The 17,371-nt window shown below is 73.5% G+C and carries 19 protein-coding genes; 14 read left to right on the top strand and 5 right to left on the bottom strand.

From position 1 onward, the window contains the following. Positions 1-50 precede the first annotated feature (50 nt). Complete coding sequence (locus tag GJ743_RS05915; protein WP_155050989.1) at positions 51-767, bottom strand: hypothetical protein; 717 nt, start codon at positions 765-767, stop codon at positions 51-53. Between the two features lie 196 nt (positions 768-963). Between GJ743_RS05915 and hemE the strand changes: the two genes are divergently transcribed. From hemE to GJ743_RS05845, 14 genes are all read left to right on the top strand, one after another. Beyond that, positions 964-2,124 carry a uroporphyrinogen decarboxylase gene (hemE, locus tag GJ743_RS05910; RefSeq protein WP_155050988.1) on the top strand — a complete coding sequence of 387 codons (1,161 nt, stop codon included), beginning with the start codon at positions 964-966 and terminating at the stop codon, positions 2,122-2,124. Next, positions 2,121-3,812 carry a protoporphyrinogen/coproporphyrinogen oxidase gene (locus GJ743_RS05905; protein ID WP_155050987.1) on the top strand — a complete coding sequence of 564 codons (1,692 nt, stop codon included), beginning with the start codon at positions 2,121-2,123 and terminating at the stop codon, positions 3,810-3,812. The genes hemE and GJ743_RS05905 overlap by 4 nt, the downstream gene beginning before the upstream one ends. Positions 3,813-3,925: 113 nt before the next feature. Further along, a complete protein-coding gene (locus GJ743_RS05900; RefSeq protein ID WP_155050986.1) occupies positions 3,926-4,381 on the top strand; it encodes a YtxH domain-containing protein in 456 nt (151 codons plus the stop codon). A 23-nt stretch (positions 4,382-4,404) separates the two neighbouring features. Next, positions 4,405-4,809, top strand: a complete 405-nt coding sequence (locus GJ743_RS05895; RefSeq protein ID WP_155050985.1) for a phage holin family protein — start codon at positions 4,405-4,407, stop codon at positions 4,807-4,809. Then, complete coding sequence (locus GJ743_RS05890) at positions 4,796-5,089, top strand: DUF3618 domain-containing protein (protein ID WP_155050984.1); 294 nt, start codon at positions 4,796-4,798, stop codon at positions 5,087-5,089. Before GJ743_RS05895 ends, GJ743_RS05890 begins: the two co-directional genes overlap by 14 nt. After that, on the top strand, positions 5,070-5,756 hold the full coding sequence (locus GJ743_RS20125) for a GntR family transcriptional regulator (protein ID WP_155050983.1): 687 nt from the start codon (positions 5,070-5,072) through the stop codon (positions 5,754-5,756). Before GJ743_RS05890 ends, GJ743_RS20125 begins: the two co-directional genes overlap by 20 nt. A 25-nt stretch (positions 5,757-5,781) precedes the next feature. Then, positions 5,782-6,912 (top strand): class I SAM-dependent methyltransferase, encoded by a 1,131-nt coding sequence (locus tag GJ743_RS20120; RefSeq protein ID WP_328288842.1) that lies wholly within the window; start codon positions 5,782-5,784, stop codon positions 6,910-6,912. A gap of 191 nt (positions 6,913-7,103) precedes the next feature. After that, positions 7,104-7,838, top strand: a complete 735-nt coding sequence (hemQ, locus tag GJ743_RS05875; RefSeq protein WP_155050982.1) for a hydrogen peroxide-dependent heme synthase — start codon at positions 7,104-7,106, stop codon at positions 7,836-7,838. After that, positions 7,838-9,124: a ferrochelatase gene (locus GJ743_RS05870; RefSeq protein WP_155050981.1), complete on the top strand. Its 1,287-nt coding sequence runs from the start codon at positions 7,838-7,840 to the stop codon at positions 9,122-9,124. Before hemQ ends, GJ743_RS05870 begins: the two co-directional genes overlap by 1 nt. Next, entirely contained in the window at positions 9,121-10,092 is a 972-nt protein-coding gene (gene hemC, locus GJ743_RS05865; protein ID WP_328288841.1) for a hydroxymethylbilane synthase, read from the top strand. Before GJ743_RS05870 ends, hemC begins: the two co-directional genes overlap by 4 nt. Positions 10,093-10,106: 14 nt before the next feature. After that, a complete protein-coding gene (locus GJ743_RS05860) occupies positions 10,107-10,904 on the top strand; it encodes a uroporphyrinogen-III synthase (protein ID WP_155051124.1) in 798 nt (265 codons plus the stop codon). A 204-nt stretch (positions 10,905-11,108) separates the two neighbouring features. After that, positions 11,109-12,104, top strand: coding sequence for a porphobilinogen synthase (gene hemB / locus GJ743_RS05855; protein ID WP_328288840.1), 996 nt, complete (start codon positions 11,109-11,111; stop codon positions 12,102-12,104). Continuing rightward, complete coding sequence (hemL, locus tag GJ743_RS05850; protein WP_155050980.1) at positions 12,104-13,507, top strand: glutamate-1-semialdehyde 2,1-aminomutase; 1,404 nt, start codon at positions 12,104-12,106, stop codon at positions 13,505-13,507. Before hemB ends, hemL begins: the two co-directional genes overlap by 1 nt. A gap of 187 nt (positions 13,508-13,694) precedes the next feature. Continuing rightward, complete coding sequence (locus GJ743_RS05845) at positions 13,695-14,123, top strand: hypothetical protein (RefSeq protein WP_155050979.1); 429 nt, start codon at positions 13,695-13,697, stop codon at positions 14,121-14,123. Positions 14,124-14,203: 80 nt separating this feature from the next. Here the strand turns inward: GJ743_RS05845 and GJ743_RS05840 are convergent, their stop codons facing one another. The 4 genes from GJ743_RS05840 to GJ743_RS05825 are packed head-to-tail and all read right to left on the bottom strand — an operon-like array spanning position 14,204 to position 17,174. Continuing rightward, positions 14,204-14,593: a DUF1304 domain-containing protein gene (locus GJ743_RS05840; protein WP_155050978.1), complete on the bottom strand. Its 390-nt coding sequence runs from the start codon at positions 14,591-14,593 to the stop codon at positions 14,204-14,206. A 28-nt stretch (positions 14,594-14,621) separates the two neighbouring features. Then, positions 14,622-15,452, bottom strand: coding sequence for an ABC transporter permease (locus GJ743_RS05835; RefSeq protein ID WP_155050977.1), 831 nt, complete (start codon positions 15,450-15,452; stop codon positions 14,622-14,624). Next, a complete protein-coding gene (locus GJ743_RS05830) occupies positions 15,452-16,354 on the bottom strand; it encodes an ATP-binding cassette domain-containing protein (RefSeq protein ID WP_155050976.1) in 903 nt (300 codons plus the stop codon). Before GJ743_RS05830 ends, GJ743_RS05835 begins: the two co-directional genes overlap by 1 nt. Before the next feature lie 46 nt (positions 16,355-16,400). Then, complete coding sequence (locus GJ743_RS05825) at positions 16,401-17,174, bottom strand: isocitrate lyase/PEP mutase family protein (RefSeq protein WP_155050975.1); 774 nt, start codon at positions 17,172-17,174, stop codon at positions 16,401-16,403. Positions 17,175-17,371 lie beyond the last annotated feature (197 nt).

Here is a 17,371-nt window from a genome sequence, read left to right as displayed (position 1 = left end):
CTCCGACCGGCCGCGTCACACGTCTCGCCGGCGACGGGTCGGCCGACGGGTCAGGCGGCCGGCCGGTCCTGGCGGATGATCGGGATCGCACCCGTCGCCGGCGGCAGCTCGAGCCCCTCGGCCGCGAGCGCCGCGCGGTGGCGTGCCTTCCAGGCGCGCACGGTCGCGAAGAAGGGCGCATCGGTGAGCGCGTACCGGCCGGGGCGCGGGTCGCTCAGCATCATCGGCAGCTCGATGCTCGAGCCGTCGCGACGGATCCGCACGACTGCGACGGGGACGCTCGTGCTGCCCGCGACGGTCGAATCGGCCCGGATGTTGCGCACCTCGCGCCACGGGAACGACGCAGCGCGCCTCGGGCGGCGACCCCCGCCCCAGAAGGAGATGCCGTGGTCGTCGGCGACCAGCGAGAACCGCGCGGGGAGTCGGGGATGACGGCTGCCGGGACGGCTCAGTTCGTCGAGCCGACCGACGAGGTCGCGGTTGCGGATGCCGCAGCTCACGGTTGCGCCGTGGACCGACTCGAGCGTGCGGTGACGGGCCCGTGCGCGAGCGGATGCCGCACCCCGGACGATCGCCGAGACGAGGACGATGAGGCCGGCGACGGCGGCGAGCCCCAGTGCGACCGGGGTGCCCGGCACGTCGGGGAGGGTCGGGACGATCCGTTCGACCTGCCGGCCGCCGAGGGCGAGCGCGGCGACGACGGCGACGGCCACGAGGGCGACGAGCACGATGAGTCCGGTGCGATGCCGCGTTGCGATGCTGGACACGATGGTGTTCTCCGTGGGTGGCGGAGGCGCGCATCGCGGGGGTGGTGCGAAGCGCGTCGTCGTGCCGGGGACGCACGACGCGACCGACCCTAGCGAGGTGAGAGCGCGGCCACCAGCCCCAGTTCTCCGATCGGCCAACACGGCGATGGTCGGAGGCGAGGTGTCGCGCCGGAGCCACAGTGCCCGTCCAGCCCCGATGGGGGAGGATGTCACGGTGAACCTCTCCCCGCAGCATCCGCTCGCCGCCGGCCTCACCCACGACTCGCGCCTCGTCCGCGCCTACCGGGGCCTCCGCAGCGACACCCTGCCCGTCTGGTTCATGCGGCAGGCCGGCCGGTCGCTGCCCGAGTACCGCGAGCTCCGCGTCGGCACGCGCATGCTCGACGCGTGCCTCGACCCGGCCATGGCGGCCGAGATCACGCTGCAGCCGGTCCGCCGCCACGGCGTCGACGCGGGCATCTTCTTCAGCGACATCGTCGTGCCGCTGAAGCTCGTCGGCGTCGACGTCGAGATCCAGCCGGGCCGCGGTCCCGTCTTCGGTCGTGCGTACGCGGATGCCGCGGCCGTCGCCGAGCTCACCGCGATCGATCCCGCCCGCCTCGACGAGGCCGCCGGCCCGATCACCGAGGCCGTGCAGCGTACCGTCGCCGAGCTCGCGACACTCACCGCGCCCGGCGCGCCGACCTCGACCCCGCTCATCGGGTTCGCCGGCGCGCCGTTCACGCTCGCGGCGTACCTCGCCGAGGGCGGCCCGTCGAAGGACCACCTCGCCGCGCGCACGCTCATGCACGCCGACCCGGGCGCGTGGCGCGCCCTCATGGACTGGACCGCCGAGCTCACCGGCCGCTTCCTCCGCACCCAGGTGCTCGCGGGAGCATCCGCCGCTCAGCTCTTCGACTCGTGGGCGGGCGCGCTCTCGCTCGCCGACTACGAGGCGCACGTCGCCCCGGCGTCGGCGGCAGCGCTGACGCACGTGCACGACCTCACCTACGAGACGACGGATGCCGCCGGCGACGCCGGCGCCCACGCGGTCCCGGTCGTGCACTTCGGGGTCGGCACGGGCGAACTGCTCGGCGCGATGAAGTCCGTCGGCGTCGACGTCGTGGGCGTCGACTACCGCGTGCCGCTCGACGTCGCCGCGCTCCGCGTCGGCGAGGGCGTGCCGCTTCAGGGCAACCTCGACCCCGCGCTGCTCGCGGCGCCGTGGCCCGTGCTCGAGTCCGCGGTGCGCGAGGTCATCGCGCGCGGCCGCACGGCGCCCTCCCACGTCTTCAACCTCGGACACGGCGTGCCGCCCGAGACCGACCCGAACGTGCTGACGCGCGTCGTCGAGCTCGTCCACGAGGCGGGCCGATGACCGACCCCGCCGCGACCGGTGGTCGAGTCGCGCCCGGCGAAGCCGGCGCTGACTCCTCCGGTGGTCGAGTAGCGCCCGGCGAAGCCGGCGCTGACTCCTCCGGTGGTCGAGTAGCGCCCGGCGAAGCCGGACGCGTATCGAGACCCGACCACCGCTCGACCGACGTCGTCGTGCTCGGCGGCGGCATCGCCGGACTCGTCGCCGCGCTCGAGTGCGCGCGCCTCGGTCTCGGCGTCGTCGTGCTCGAGCAGTCCGACCGCCCGGGCGGCTGCCTCGGCCGCATCGAGGTCGACGGGCTCGCGCTCGACGCGGGCGCCGAGTCGTTCGCGACCCGCAACGACTCGGTCTCGAAGCTCATCGAGCGGCTCGGGCTCGCCGACGCCGTCGAGTCGCCGAACCCGGCCGGCGCGTGGCTCGTCTGGGGCGACCGCAACGGACGCAGGGCGGCTCGCCTGCCGCGGACGGGCGTGCTCGGCATCCCCGCGAACCCGCTCGGCGAGGACGTCCGCGCGATCATCGGCTGGGGCGGCGCGTGGCGCGCGTGGCGCGACCGCATCACGCCGATCCTGAAGATCGGACGGGCCGAGCGCCTCGGCCCGCTCGTGCGCCAGCGCATGGGCGACGCCGTGCTCGACCGACTCGTCACGCCGATCTCGGCGGGCGTCTACTCGACCGACCCCGACGACCTCGATGTCGACGTCGTCGCCCCCGGCCTCAACGAGGCCATGACCCGGGCCGGATCGCTCTCCGGCGGCGTGGGGCAGCTCATCGAGGCGCGACGCGCCGGCAGCGCCGTGCTCGGACTGCGCGGCGGCATGCACACGCTCGTCGACGCGCTCACGGCCGAGCTCGTGCGCTTCGGCGCCGAGGTCCGCACGGGCGTCCGCGCGACCGCGCTCGAGCGGCGGGCCGCCGCCGCGCACGGTTCGGCGGCGACGTGGCGCGCGATCGGCGAGACCGCGCCGGCCGACGCGGGCATCCCGCTCGGCGAGCCCGTGCCGGTCGCCGGTGGCGAGCAGCCCGGCGGCGTGCCGGCCGGTGACGCCGCGGCATCCGTCACGGTCGATGCGAGGTTCGCGATCGTCGCCACGCCCGCGCACGTGTCTCGCGCACTGCTCGCGGGCATCGCGCCCGCTGGCGCGCTCGCCGAGGACTGGCCGGCCGCGGCATCCGTCGAGCTCGTGACGCTCGTGCTCGACGCCCCCGAGCTCGACGCCGCACCGCGGGGCACCGGCGTGCTCGTCGCCGCCGGCACGCCGGGCGTCACGGCGAAGGCGCTCACGCACTCGAGCGCGAAGTGGCCCTGGCTCGCCGAGGCCGCGGGCGGTCGCCACGTGGTCCGGCTGTCCTACGGGCGGGCAGGGGCCGCGAGCCCGCTCGAGGGCCTGGGCGACGACGCCGTGGCGGAACTCGCCCTGCGCGACGCATCCGCCCTGCTCGGGGTCGACCTCGACGCATCGCAGCTGCGCGCGCACGGACGATCGGCGTGGCGCGACGCGCTCTCGCAGGCCGCCGTGGGGCAGCGCGCTCGCGTCCGGGCGCTCGAGACCGCACTCGAGCACGACGAGGACCTCGCCCTCGCCGGGTCGTGGGTCGCCGGTACCGGGCTCGCCTCGGTCGTGCCGCAGGCCATCGAGGCCGCCGAGCGCATCCGCCGCCGGTCGCTCCGCCTCGCCGAGGATGCATAGCCGGATCGGCATACGATCGGCCGGATCGCCCGGCAACCCCCTTGCGCCGCACCTTCCGAGGTCTACGCTGGAGTGACGCTGTCTGAAGAACCGCAGCGGGGGACGGGGTGCACATGAAGGGCAAGATCCTCTTCGTCGTCGGTCTCGGCGTGGGCTACGTGCTCGGCACGAGAGCGGGGCGGGAACGCTACGAACAGATCCGCAAGGCCGCCGAGGGCGTCTGGAACCAGCCCGCCGTGCAAGACGGCGTGCAGACCGTGAAGGACTTCGCGATGGCGCGCGTCGGCGACGTGAGCGACACGGTGCTCGACAACGCCAAGAAGCTGGTGCGGCAGATGTCCGAGGGGTCGACGACCGACGGGTCGGGTTCGAAGTCCTCGGGCGGCGCGAAATCGTCGGCGTCGAAGTCGAGCACCGCGAAGTCATCGACGTCGAAGTCGTCCGGTTCGGGCTCGACCGCGTCGAAGTCCTCCGGGTCCGGCTCGTCGACCCGCTCGAGTTCGGCGAAGTCCGGCGCATCGGGTTCCAAGGCCTCGGGCTCATCCGGCTCGTCCTCGTCCTCGTCCTGACCGACCACCGGAGGTGACACCCGATGGCTGCACCACTCAACGACGACCGGTCGCTGTTCACCCTGGTCGGTGAGCTGCCCGACCAGATCCAGGCGCTCGTCAAGGCCGAGATCGACCAGATCAAAGCCGAGCTGAGCTACAAGGCCAAGCACTTCGGCATCGGCGCGGGGCTCGTGATCGCCGCGGCGTTCGTCGGCATCTTCCTGCTCGGCACCCTCATCGCCACCGGCATCCTCGCGCTCTCGCTCGTGATGCCCGGCTGGGCGGCGGCACTGACCGTCTCCGGCATCCTGCTGCTCATCATCGCGATCCTCGTCGGCATCGCGCTCTCGAGCTTCCGTCGCGGCAGCGAGCCGCTCGAGACCATCGAGAGCGTCCGACAGGACATCGACGCGATCACCGGAAGGGGCGACTATGGCGGCCACTGACGTCGTCCGGCTCGACAGGAAGCAGCAGCGCAACTTCACGCGGCTGCAGGCGCACGACAACGCACGCGCCGCGCGGGACCAGCTCGCCGGCACGCTCAGCGCGCTCGAGGAGAAGCTCAACGTGCCCAAGCGCGCGGCGCGCGCGACGGCGCGGGCGAAGCGGAAGATGCAGCGCTTCGCCGACGAACAGCCCGGCGCGGCGATCGCGCTGGCCGCCGGGGTCGTGGCGGCCGTCGGCGTCGGGGTCTGGCTCGTGGTGCGTGCCAACCTCGACCGCTGAATCCGACCGCGTCGACGCCGCAGCGGCCTCGACCGCCGTCGAGCGCGTCACCGCGGTGCTGCGCGACGAGATCCTGAACGGAGAACTCGCGCTCGGGACCCCGCTCCGCGAGGAGTCCGCGGCGGCCCGCCACGGCGTGTCCAGGCACACGGTCCGCGCCGCGTTCCAGCGGCTCGTCGCCGAGCGCCTCGCCGTCGCAGAGCCGTACCGCGGCGTCCGCGTGACGAGTTTCGACGACCGCGAGATCGTCGCGCTTCAGCAACTGCGCGCGGCGCTCGAGATCGAGGCGCTGCGCATCGCCTTCGCGCGCTTCGGCGGCACGCTGCCCGACCACGTGCTCGAACCCGCCCGTGCGGCGGTCGACGAGATGGAACGGGCCGGCGACGGCGGCCGAGGCGCGGCGACGGATGCCGCGTGGCGGCGCATCGAGCGCCATCACGCCGACTACCACGCGGCGCTGGTCGCGGCATCCGACAGCCCCCGCATCATCGAAGCCCACTCGGCGATCGGCAGCGAGATGCTGCTGTTCGTCGCCCACATCCGGCGGCACGCCACGGTCGCCGACCTCGTCGAGGACCACCGGCGCCTGCTCGTCGAGCTCCTCGAGCGCGGGCCCGAGGCCATGCGCGCCCATCTCGAGCACTCCACCCGGCTGCTCACCGACTGAGCGGCCCACCCCGCAAGGAGGCGACGTGTCCGCCACCGAACCCACCGCTCCCACGCCCACGCCCGACGCCATTGCGCCCGACGCGGCCGATCCCGTCGACGCCTTCGCCGATCGCATCTTCGCGTCCGCGCTCGGCGCCTTCGAGACCCTGTCCGTGCACCTCGGCGACCGGCTCGACTGGTACCGGATCCTCGCCGAGCGCGGTTCGCTCACCTCGTCCGAGCTCGCCGAGGCCGCTGAGACCGGCGAGCGGTACACCCGCGAATGGCTCGAACACCAGGCCGTGAGCGGCATCCTCGCCGTCGACGACCCCGACGCCGAGGCATCCGCTCGCCGGTACTCGCTGCCGCCCGCGCACGCCGAGGTGCTGACCGACGACGAGTCGCTCGCCTACCTCGCCCCGATCGCGCGCATCGTCGCGAGCGCCGCGGCTCAGCTGCCGGGACTGCTCGATGCCGCGCGGACCGGGGGCGGCGTGCCCTGGGCGTCGTTCGGCAAGGACATGCGCGACGCGCAGGGCGACATCAACCGCCCGTGGTTCGACCGCCAGCTGGCCGGCGCGCTGGCGTCGGTGCCGGAACTCGACGCGGTGCTGAGCCGGCCCGGCGCGCGGATCCTCGACGTCGGCTGTGGACACGGCTGGTCGTCGCTCGCGCTCGCCCGGGCCTACCCCGAGGCGGTCGTCGACGGCGTCGACGTCGACGGGCCGTCGATCGAATCGGCCCGCGCGCACGCCGACGAGGCCGAGCTCGCCGATCGCGTGACCTTCCACCTCGACGGGGGCGAGGCGCTCGCCGAGGAGGACGCCTACGACGCGGCGTTCATCTTCGAGGCGCTGCACGACATGCCGAATCCCGTGGAGGTGCTCGCCGCGCTGCGGCGCGTAGTGCGCGACGACGGTGCCGTCGTGATCATGGACGAGGCGGTCGCCGAGCGGTTCGCGCCCGACGGCGACGAGGTCGAGCGCATCATGTACGGCTACAGCCTGCTCGTCTGCCTGCCGGACAGCCTCTCGACGCCGGGGTCGGTCGGCACCGGGACGGTCATGCGCCCTGAGACGCTCGAGGGCTACGCGCGGAGCGCGGGATTCGCGTCGGCCGAGGTGCTGCCGATCGAGGGGTTCGCGTCCTTCCGCTTCACCCGACTGCACGCCTGAGCGCCGCGCGCCCCGCCCCGCCCCGATCTCCCGCATGAGAATCCGCCTGATGCCCCTGCATGCGCCGGCAGCGGGCGGATTCTCACGCGCAGCTGTGGGCGCCGCGCGCCCCACGGGCGTGCGGCGCGCTGCGCGCGGCATCCGTCGGCGCCCCTTTTTGAGCTTTCAGCTTGCCGGGGGAGGATAGTGCTATGTCTTCCCCCGCTGCCGAAGGGGCAGCCGCGAGCGCACCCGAGTCCGACCCGACCCCCTCGCCCGAGGGCTACACGCTCTTCGCCGTCCTCCGGAAGGACCCGACGCGGCCCGACGACCTCGACGGGCACGACGTCCCCCGGTTCGTCGGCGAGCTCGACGGCGTCATCCGCGTCGTCGAGGACGAGGGCGTCGTGGTCCGCGGCATCTACGACGTGTCGGGACTCCGTGCCGACGCCGACGTCATGCTGTGGCTGCACGGCCCGACCGCCGAGGGCCTGCAGTGGGCGCTCCGCGAGCTGCGCCGCGCGCGACTGCTGCGCGCGCTCCTCCCGACCTGGAACGCCATGGGCGTGCACCGCGATGCCGAGTTCAACAAGGCGCACGTGCCCGGATTCCTTCGCGGCATCGAGCCGAAGTCGTGGCTCACGATCTACCCGTTCGTGCGCAGCTACGAGTGGTACCTGCTCCCGCCGGAGGAGCGCGGCCGCATGCTCGCCGAGCACGGCCGCAAGGGCGCCGCGTTCCGCGGCGTCGTGGCGAACACCGTGTCGGCGTTCGCGCTCGGCGACTACGAGTGGCTGCTGCCCATGGAGTCCGACGAGCTCACCGACCTCGTCGACATGATGCGTGACCTGCGCGCCACCGACGCGCGCCGCCACGTGCGCGACGAGCTGCCGTTCTACACGGGTCGCCGCATCACGACCGCCGAGCTCGTGGAGGTGCTGCAGTAATGGCCGCGACGAACCTCGGCGGCGTCGGCGCCGGATCGGCCGAGCGCGCAGTCGCCGCTGCGGCCGGCCACCCGCTCCGCGGCGTGAAGCCCGCGGCCGCGACATCCGCCCCCCTCGCCCCCGGTGCGGTCGTGCCGGGAGCGACCGAGCCGGCCCAGGCCGGACCCGAGCACGTCGAGGCGCCCGTCGCGTACGACGCGATCCTGCTCGCGGGTTTCGGCGGGCCGGAGGGCCAGGACGACGTGATCCCGTTCCTGCGGAACGTCACGCGCGGCCGCGGCATCCCCGACGAACGGCTCGAGGAGGTCGCGCACCACTACCGCCACTTCGGCGGCGTGAGCCCGATCAACGAGCACAACCGCGAGCTGAAGGCGGCGCTCGAGGCCGAGCTGGCCGGTCGCGGCATCGACCTGCCGGTCATCTGGGGCAACCGCAACTGGGACCCGTACATGAACGACGCCCTGCGCGAGGCGGGCGAGCGCGGCTTCACGAAGCTCATCGCGATCGCCACGAGCGCCTACTCCTCGTACTCGAGCTGCCGCCAGTACCGCGAGGACTTCGCCGACGCGCTGGAGGACACCGGCTTGGGCGGTGTCGTGCAGATCGACAAGGTGCGCCAGTTCTTCGACCACCCCGGCTTCGTCGCGCCGTTCGTCGAGGGCGTTCGCGAGGCGCTCGCGAAGCTCGAGGCCGACCACGAGTCGTTCGACCCGACGACCGATGTCGAGGTGCTGTTCGCGACCCACTCGATCCCGACGACGGATGCCGCGAAGTCGGGCCCCGCGGAGCGGGGCTTCGGCGAGGGCGGCGCGTACGCGGCCCAGCACACCGCGGTCGCCGAGGTCGTCATGCGCGAGGCCGGCGCGGGCGACGTGCCGTGGCAGCTCGTCTACCAGTCGCGCTCGGGCCCCCCGACGCAGCCGTGGCTCGAGCCCGACGTCAACGACGCGATCGCGGAGCTGCCGGCCGCGGGCCGCAAGGCCGTCGTGATCGTCCCGCTCGGCTTCGTGAGCGACCACATGGAGGTCATGTGGGACCTCGACGAGGAGGCCATGGAGACGGCCGAGGAGCACGGGCTCGCGGCGGTCCGCGTGCCGACGCCCGGCGTGCACCCGGCGTACGTCGCGGGCCTCGTCGACCTCGTGCTCGAGCGCGTGAACGGCACGTCCGCCGCCGAGCGTCCGCATGCCACCGATCTCGGCCCCTGGTACGACGTCTGCCGGCCGGGCTGCTGCGAGAACGTCCGCCTCGGCTTCAAGCCGGCCCTCGCGGGGATCGCGCCGTGACCGCCGCAGCGGCGCAGCGCGACGTGATCCGCGTCGGGACGCGGGGGAGCGCGCTCGCGCTCGCCCAGACGACGCAGATCGCCGAGCGCCTCGGGAAGGCGGCCGACGCCGACATCGAGATCGTCACGGTCACGACCCAGGGCGACACGTCGCGTGCGTCGCTGCAGTCGATCGGCGGCACGGGCGTGTTCGCCGCCGCCCTGCGCGAGGCCCTCATCGCGGGCGAGTGCGACGTGGTCGTGCACTCGCTGAAGGACCTGCCGACCGCCGACCACCCGCAGCTGCGACTCGGCGCCGTGCCCAAGCGCGCCGACGCGCGCGACGCGCTGTGCGCGCGCGACGGACTCACGCTCGCCGAGCTGCCCGAAGGCGCGCGAATCGGCACCGGCTCGCCGCGACGCATCGCGCAGCTCGCCGCGGCACGGCCCGACGTGGTCGCGGTCGACGTGCGCGGCAACATCGACACGCGCCTCGGGTTCGTCGAGCAGGGCGAGCTCGACGCGGTCATGCTCGCGGCCGCGGGCCTCGGCCGACTGGGGCGGGCGGATGCCGCGACGGAGCGCTTCCCGCTGAGCGACTGGCCGACCGCACCGGGCCAGGGCGCGCTCGCGCTCGAGGTCCGGAACGAGCGCGCTTCACGCCACCTGCAGCGCGGGCTCGACGCCGTCGACCACGTCACGACCCGGGCGACGGTGCTCGCCGAACGCCTCGTGCTCGCGGGCCTCGAGGCCGGCTGCGCGGCCCCCGTGGGCGCCACGGCGTTCGTGGAGGACGAACTTCTGTTCCTCACGGCGACGGTGTACAGTGCCGACGGGACGCGGCAGTTGACGAGTTCGCACGCCGCGACCCCCGACAGCCGCTCGGCCGCCGACCTGGCGGATGCGGCACGCGACGTCGCAGCACGTGTCGTCGCGGACCTCCTCGGCAACGGCGCCGCCGACCTCGCACCTGCCCAGGAGTCGCCGTGACCGAATTCGAACCGATGACCGGCGCGATCAACCTGCCCGGAGCCGACGGCTCCAAGCCGCTCGCAGGTTGGCGCGTGCTCGTGCCCCGTGGCGGGCCCTGGGGCGACTCGGTCGCCGCATCCCTCCGGGCCCGTGGCGCCTCGCCGGTCATCGCGCCGATGATCAACTTCGCGCCGACCGACGACCAGCCCGCGCTCGAGGCGGCGCTCGCCAAGCTCGCCTCCGGCTCCTTCGACTGGGTGACCGTCACGAGCGCGACGACGGTGGACGTGCTGTCCTCGTACGGCGCGGTCATCCCGGAGGCGACGAAGGTCGCCGCGGTGGGCGAGACCACCGCGGCCGCCCTCGTCGCCGCCGGCTACCGCGCCGACATCGTGCCGAGTGAGGAGAACTCCGCGCGCGGGCTCCTCGAGGAGTGGGAGGCCGCGACCGAGGGCGTCGTGCCGCTCCGCGTCCTCGCGCTCCGCTCGGCGATCGCCAAGCAGGTGCTCTCGGTCGGGCTCGAGCGCATCGGCCACCACGTCGAGGCCGTCGTCGCGTATCGCACGGTCGGCGTGCCGGTCGCGCAGAAGGTCGTCGACGACGTGCGCGCCGGCAAGGTCGACGCGATCCTCGTGACCTCGGGCAGCGTCGCCGAGCAGGTGCAGGCGCAGCTCGGGCCGGTTCCCGAGAAGACCTTGGTCGCGGCGATCGGCCCGCAGACGCAGAAGGATGCCGCGGCCTTCGGCCTCCGCGTCGACGTGATCGCGGCCGAGCGGAGCGCCGAGTCGCTCATCGACGCGGTCGTGAGCTCGGCGCTCGCGAGCGCCTGAGCCGCCCGCGGCATCCGCTCGCTCGCTTGCTCGCTCCAAGTGAGATTTCTGCGCCCGAGTGACGTTTCAAACGTGCCTCGAGCGCAGAAACCTCACTTGGAGGGGGCGTGGGCGCCCCGAGGAGGCGAGCGCAGGCGGCGAGGCCCCCGAGGTCGACGCCTCGCGCCCACCGACCGCACAGCCGCGCCCGCGTAGGCTTGCCGGGTGACTTCCGCACCCGCGCCCCGCGTGCGGCCCCGGCGACTCCGTGAGACGCCGGCCCTGCGCCGCCTCGTGTCCGAGACCCGCCTCGCCCCCGCCGAGCTGGTCCTGCCGATCTTCGTCCGCGAGGGCGTGACCGAGCCGATGCCGATCGCCTCGATGCCGGGCGTCGTGCAGCACTCGCTCGACTCCGTGAAGCAGGCGGTGACGGATGCCGCGGCCGCCGGCGTCGGCGGCGTGATGCTGTTCGGCGTGCCCGAGACCCGCGACGCGACCGGCTCGTGCGGTGTCGACCCGAACGGCATCCTCAACGTCGCGACGCGCGTCGTGGCCGACGAGGTCGGAGACGCGCTCGTCGTGCAGACCGACCTGTGCCTCGACGAGTTCACCGACCACGGCCACTGCGGCGTGCTCGACGCGCTCGGCCGGGTCGACAACGACGCCACGCTCGAGCGGTACCAGGAGATGGCGCTCGTGCAGGCGGCATCCGGATCGCAGCTGCTCGGCCTCTCGGGCATGATGGACGGCCAGGTCGCCGCCGTGCGCGAGGCGCTCGACGGCGCCGGCTTCACGCACACCGCGATCCTCGCCTACTCGGCGAAGTACGCCTCGGCCTACTACGGGCCCTTCCGCGACGCGGTCGAGTCGACCCTCGAGGGCGATCGCCGCACGTACCAGCTCGATCCCGGCAACCGCCGCGAGGGCCTGCGCGAGGCGATGATCGACATCGACGAGGGCGCCGACATCGTCATGGTGAAGCCCGCGGGGTCGTACCTCGACGTGCTCGCCGACGTGTCCGCCGCGAGCGAGGTGCCGGTCTGGGCGTACCAGGTCTCAGGCGAGTACTCGATGATCGAGGCCGCCGCCATGCACGGCTGGATCGACCGCCGCCGCGCCGTGATCGAGTCGGTCCGCGGCATCCGCCGGGCCGGCGCCGACGCCGTGCTGACCTACTGGGCGACCGAGCTCGCCGGATGGCTCCGGGAGGGGACCGAATGATGACGGATCTCGATACGGGCGCTGCGCGTCCTACTCGATCGCCGGAGGGGACGGGCGGTGCGCGTCCCACCCGATCGCCGGAGGGCGCGACGAACGCCGACCTCTTCGCCCGCGCGCAGGCCGCGATCCCCGGCGGCGTGAACTCGCCCGTGCGCGCGTTCCGCTCCGTCGGGGGCACGCCTCGCTTCCTCGTGTCGGCGCGCGGCCCGTACGTGACCGACGCCGAGGGGCGCGAGTACGTCGACCTCGTCGCGGGTTGGGGCCCCGCCATCCTCGGCCATGCGCATCCCGAGGTGATCGGGGCCGTGCAGGATGCCGCGGCCCGCGGCCTCTCGTTCGGCGCCTCGACGCCCGTGGAGACCGAGCTCGCCGAGCTCATCGAAGCCCGCGTGGCGCCGGTCGAGAAGCTGCGGCTCGTCTCGACCGGCACCGAGGCGACCATGAGCGCCATCCGCCTCGCGCGCGGCTTCACCGGTCGCGACCTGCTCGTGAAGTTCGCCGGGCACTACCACGGGCACTCCGATGGGCTGCTCGCCGAGGCGGGTTCCGGCCTCGCGACGTTCGCGCTGCCGGGTTCCGCGGGCGTGCCGGCCGACGTCGCGGCGCTCACGCTCGTCGTGCCCTACAACGACCTCGACGCGCTCGCCGCGGTGTTCGCCGAGCACGGCGACCGCATCGCCGCGGTCATCACCGAGGCCGCCGCCGCGAACATGGGCGTCGTGCCGCCGCTGCCCGGCTTCAACCGCGCGCTCGTCGAGCTCGCCCACGCGCACGGCGCGCTCGTCATCAGCGACGAGGTGCTCACGGGCTTCCGCGTCTCGAAGGCCGGCTGGTGGGGCATCGAGGCCGAGACGGATGCCGCGTTCACGCCCGACCTCGTCACGTTCGGCAAGGTCGTCGGCGGCGGCATGCCCGTCGCCGCGCTCGGCGGTCGCGCCGAGATCATGGAGCGGCTCGCGCCGCTCGGCCCGGTCTACCAGGCGGGCACGCTCTCGGGGAACCCCGTCGCGGTCGCGGCTGGCGTCACTACGCTGCGGCTCGCCGACGACGCGGTCTACGCGAAGCTCGACGAGGTGAGCGCGCTGCTGCAGCGCGAGGTCTCGGCGGCCCTCTCGGCCGAGGGCGTCGCGCACGGCGTGCAGGTCGCGGGCAACCTCTTCAGCTTCCTCTTCGGGGAGGCCGGCGCCGGCGGCGCGCGTGACTACGCGGGCGTGCTCGCGCAGGAGTCGTGGCGCTACGCGCCCTTCTTCCACGCGATGCTCGACGCGGGCGTCTCGCTGCCGCCGAGCGTGTTCGAGGCGTGGTTCGTGACCGCCGCGCACGACGACACCGCGACCTCACGGATCCTCGACGCCCTGCCGGCTGCGGCGCGCGCCGCGGCATCCGCCCGCCCGCCGGCGTAAGCACCGTTCTCAGGAGTTCTTCGGCGTGTCGCCGTGTTCGGCGGCGTGTCGTCCTGAGAAGCGTGCGACTCGGGCCTCCGCTCCTGAGAACGGTTCGATGGGTCGTGGATTCCGTGCACGGAACCGATCCAGCCTTTGTGGAGCGTCGACCACGCCCGTGACGGCGGCCTCGGGCAGGATGGAATCCATGGCCAACCTGCGCGTCCACAACGATCGGCTCGAGGTCCACCTCACGCCGGCCGAGAAGTCGCTCGCGCTGCGGGGCGCCGACGTGATCGTCCAGCGCGACGACATCCGCTCGGCCATCATCACCGACGACCCGTGGATCTGGATCCGAGGCATCCGCCGCCGTGGCACCGAGGTGCCGCTCGTCATCGCCGTGGGCGTCTGGAAGACGCACACCGGCAGCGACTTCGTGCTCGTGAAGGGCAAGCGGCAGGCGGTCGTGCTCGAACTCTCGGGCGGCGAGTTCGGTCGGCTCGTCCTGAGCACGAGCCGAGCGACCGAGCTGATCGACAAGCTCAAAGTCGGCGCGCCGAACGACGACGATGCCGAGCCGGCCGCGGCACGGGTCGACGCCGACGACTTCGCGCAGGAGGAGACGAGCGGCGACTGAGCCGCTCGCCGCGAGCGACCGCCCGCCGCGAGCGGCAGCCGCCCCGAGCGACGCCGGCGGCAGCCCGACGCACGGCCGGTTCAGGCGAACAGCAGCAGCACGAACCCGAGGAGCGGCAGCGTGCCCTGGATGAGCGCCGGCCGCAGGTACCCGCGACCCGTGGTGGTCAGCACCACGGCCGCCGCGGCCATGCACGCCGTCGTGAAGAGCGCGAGCGCCAGCCCGGCCCTCGGCAGGTCGGTCCACAGGAGCCAGACGCCCGCGAGCGCCCCGATCGCGAGGAACAGGTTGTAGAACCCCTGGTTGTAGGCCATCGGGCGGAGCACCTCGGCCTGATCGCGGTCGCGCACGCCGAATACGCGCCACGTCGACGGCTGCATCCAGCGGACGCTCTCGAGGACGAAGATGTACACGTGCAGCAGGGCGGCGAGCACCACCACCACGCTGCCGACGATCGCGAGCACGCTCATGGACGGATGCTACGCCCGCGGCAGCCCGTCACGATACGTCGCGGCGCCACGTCGTCGCCCCGCCGATGACGGTCGTCACGACGGCGATGGCGAGCAGCACGAGTCCGCCCTGCCACCACTCGAGCGAGTCGCTGGCGCCGAGCGAGGCCACGCTGTAGAACGAGGCGCCCACGAGCGCGTCGCTCGCGGCCCCAGGCAGGAACCGCCCGATCGACGCGGTGACGTCGTTGAGCGACGACACGAGCCGGAGCACCGGCTCGAAGAACTGCGTGAACGCGATGACGATCACGATCGCCGCGACCTGGTTCGGCACGAGCGCACCGAGGCCGACGCCGATGGCACCCCAGAGGGCCATGGCGAGGATGCCGCGACCGATGAGCGCCCACGTGTCGCTCGAGTCGAGGCCCGTGTCGAGGTCGAAGGCGGCGAGGGCGGCGGCGCCCGCGCCGACGGAGGTGGCGAAGCCGATGACGCCGAAGACCGCGCCGACGACGAGCTGCGAGGCGAACTTGCCCGAGAGCACGGTGGTCCGGTGCGGTTCGGCGAGGAAGGTCGTCGTGAGCGTGCGGTGCCGGAACTCCGTCGTCACCGCGAGGGCCCCGAGGAGGACCGGGAACACGTACCCGATCGACGAGGCGAAGCTGTAGAGCAGCGGTGCCAGGTCGACCCCGGGCGGGAGCCCGGTGTTGCCGCCCGCCGCCGCCGCGGCATCCGGATTCTGCGTCGCCCACCCGAGGAACGCGCCGAAGCCGCCCGACATCATCGCGACGTACCCGACGAGGACGATCGCGAGCAGCCACCACATGCGGGTGGTGAGGACCTTCTGGAACTCCGCGCCGACGGACCGCACGATCGACATCACGCCTCACCCTCACCCTCGCCGACGAGGGCCAGGAACGATTCCTCGAGCCCCGACTTCAGCCGGTGCAGCGAACTCAGCTCGACGCCGCCCACGAACGCCGCATGCCCGACGATGCCCGGATCCGGCTCGACGACGATGAGCCCTCCGCGCCCCTCGGTGTACTCGAGGCCGGCCTGGTCGAGCGCCGCGGCGAGCCGCGCCCGGTCGGGCGAGTCCACGACGGTCCGCGGCGAGGCGTCGAGCTCGAGGCTCGACAGCGGACCCGTCCGGACGAGCCGCCCGCGCGAGATGATCACGACCTCGTCGACCGACTGCTGCACCTCGCTCAGGAGGTGCGAACTGACGAGCACGGTGCGGCCCTCGCGGGCGAGCGACTGCAGGAACCCGCGGATCCACTTGATGCCCTCGGGGTCGAGGCCGTTGATCGGCTCGTCGAGCACGAGCACCCGCGGGTCGCCGAGCAGCGTGGTCGCGAGTGCCAGCCGCTGCCGCATGCCGAGCGAGAACCCCCCGACGCGTCGGCTCGCGAACTCCGACATTCCGACCTGCTCGAGCACCTGGTCGACCCGTGACGAGCGGATGCCGGCGGCGGTCGCCGTGACGCGCAGGTGGTTGCGGGCCGTCCGTCCCGGATGGAAGGCCGCGTCGAGCGCCGCGCCGACGGTCTCGAGCGGCTTCGTCAGGTCCCGGTAGACGGTGCCGCCGAAGGTCGCCGTGCCGGCCGTCGGGCGCTCGAGACCGAGCAGTGTGCGCAGCGTGGTCGTCTTGCCGGCGCCGTTCGGCCCGAGGAAGCCGGTGACGCGGCCCGGTTCGACCGTGAAGGTCAGGTCGTCGACCGCGGTGACGGCGCCGAAGCGCTTGGTGAGTCCGGTGATCTCGATGGTGGTCCCATCGCCCATGCGCGATCCTCTCGGTGTTCGGGTCGGGCCGGCGATGCCGGCGGGTCTAGTTCAGCGGGCGGATGCCGCGGGGCAGGACGCCGCCGCGGTACAGCATGGCCGCGAGGTCCTGCAGCGACGCGAGCGTGACGCGCTGCGGGTACGGCCCGTACGAGATGCGTGCGACGCCGAGTTCGACGAGCCGGTCCGGAGTCGGGACGTCGGGCAGCCCGATGAGGCTCACCCTCCGCCATCCGATGCCCTCGACCAGTTCGGCCACGACGTCCTCGCCGAAGTTCCCCGGCACGAACACGCACGTCGCACCCGCGTCGAGGTAGGCGCGTCCGCGCTCGATCGCGTCGGCCATCCAGACCTCGCGGGGCCGGTCCTTGCCGCGGAGCCAGGCGTCGGTGCGCGCGTTGAGCGCGAACGGGACGCCCTCGGCGTCGGCCGCGGCGACAGCGGCTTCGACCGCGGCAACCGAGTCGGCGAGGGGCTTGAGCTGGTCCTCGAGGTTCGCACCGACGACGCCCTCGCCGATCGCGCGTCGGATCGTCTCGCCCGGGTCGCCGTACCCGGCCTCGAGGTCGGCGCTGACGGGCACCTCGACGGCTCGCGCGATGCGCCCGACCATGTCGAGCATGAGGTCGACCGGGATGTGCTCGCCGTCGGGATACCCGAAGGCGGCCGCGATCGACTGGCTCGCGGTCGCGAGCGCCCGGGTCTCGGGAAGGGCGGCGACGGTGTTCGCGCTCACCACGTCCCACACGTTGACGACCTGGAGCAGCTCATCGTCGACGTGCAGTCGGCGCAACTCGGCGCCGGCCTCGGCGGGGGTCATGCCTTCCACACTATTGCCCGACGGCATCCCGGCGGAGGAAACGCCCCGGTTCGTCGCAGGTCTGTTCGTGACCTCCTCCCGCATGAGATTCCGGTCGACGGGGTCGCGTGCGGCGGTGAGAAATGAATTCCCATGCGCTGGGGGAGGGGCGCGCGGGTGCGTGTGCGCAGGGCGCGCGGGTGCGGGGTGCGTGCGCA

It is taken from the genome of Agromyces bracchium (genome assembly GCF_009709675.1).
In the GTDB taxonomy this organism is placed as follows: Bacteria; Actinomycetota; Actinomycetes; order Actinomycetales; family Microbacteriaceae; genus Agromyces; species Agromyces bracchium.
The sequence above is the reverse complement of the archived record's forward strand: the minus strand, read 5'-3'. Positions and strand labels throughout refer to the sequence as shown.

Coding starts and splice junctions, on each gene's coding strand:
- hemL (WP_155050980.1), top strand. CDS start 12,104: ATGACGGATCTCGATACGGGCGCTGCGCGTCCTACTCGATCGCCGGAG.
- GJ743_RS05870 (WP_155050981.1), top strand. CDS start 7,838: ATGGCCGCGACGAACCTCGGCGGCGTCGGCGCCGGATCGGCCGAGCGC.
- GJ743_RS05890 (WP_155050984.1), top strand. CDS start 4,796: ATGGCGGCCACTGACGTCGTCCGGCTCGACAGGAAGCAGCAGCGCAAC.
- GJ743_RS05860 (WP_155051124.1), top strand. CDS start 10,107: ATGACCGGCGCGATCAACCTGCCCGGAGCCGACGGCTCCAAGCCGCTC.
- hemQ (WP_155050982.1), top strand. CDS start 7,104: ATGTCTTCCCCCGCTGCCGAAGGGGCAGCCGCGAGCGCACCCGAGTCC.
- GJ743_RS05900 (WP_155050986.1), top strand. CDS start 3,926: ATGAAGGGCAAGATCCTCTTCGTCGTCGGTCTCGGCGTGGGCTACGTG.
- GJ743_RS05845 (WP_155050979.1), top strand. CDS start 13,695: ATGGCCAACCTGCGCGTCCACAACGATCGGCTCGAGGTCCACCTCACG.
- hemE (WP_155050988.1), top strand. CDS start 964: ATGGGGGAGGATGTCACGGTGAACCTCTCCCCGCAGCATCCGCTCGCC.
- GJ743_RS05830 (WP_155050976.1), bottom strand. CDS start 16,354: ATGGGCGATGGGACCACCATCGAGATCACCGGACTCACCAAGCGCTTC.
- GJ743_RS05840 (WP_155050978.1), bottom strand. CDS start 14,593: ATGAGCGTGCTCGCGATCGTCGGCAGCGTGGTGGTGGTGCTCGCCGCC.
- GJ743_RS05905 (WP_155050987.1), top strand. CDS start 2,121: ATGACCGACCCCGCCGCGACCGGTGGTCGAGTCGCGCCCGGCGAAGCC.
- GJ743_RS05825 (WP_155050975.1), bottom strand. CDS start 17,174: ATGACCCCCGCCGAGGCCGGCGCCGAGTTGCGCCGACTGCACGTCGAC.
- GJ743_RS05895 (WP_155050985.1), top strand. CDS start 4,405: ATGGCTGCACCACTCAACGACGACCGGTCGCTGTTCACCCTGGTCGGT.
- GJ743_RS05835 (WP_155050977.1), bottom strand. CDS start 15,452: ATGTCGATCGTGCGGTCCGTCGGCGCGGAGTTCCAGAAGGTCCTCACC.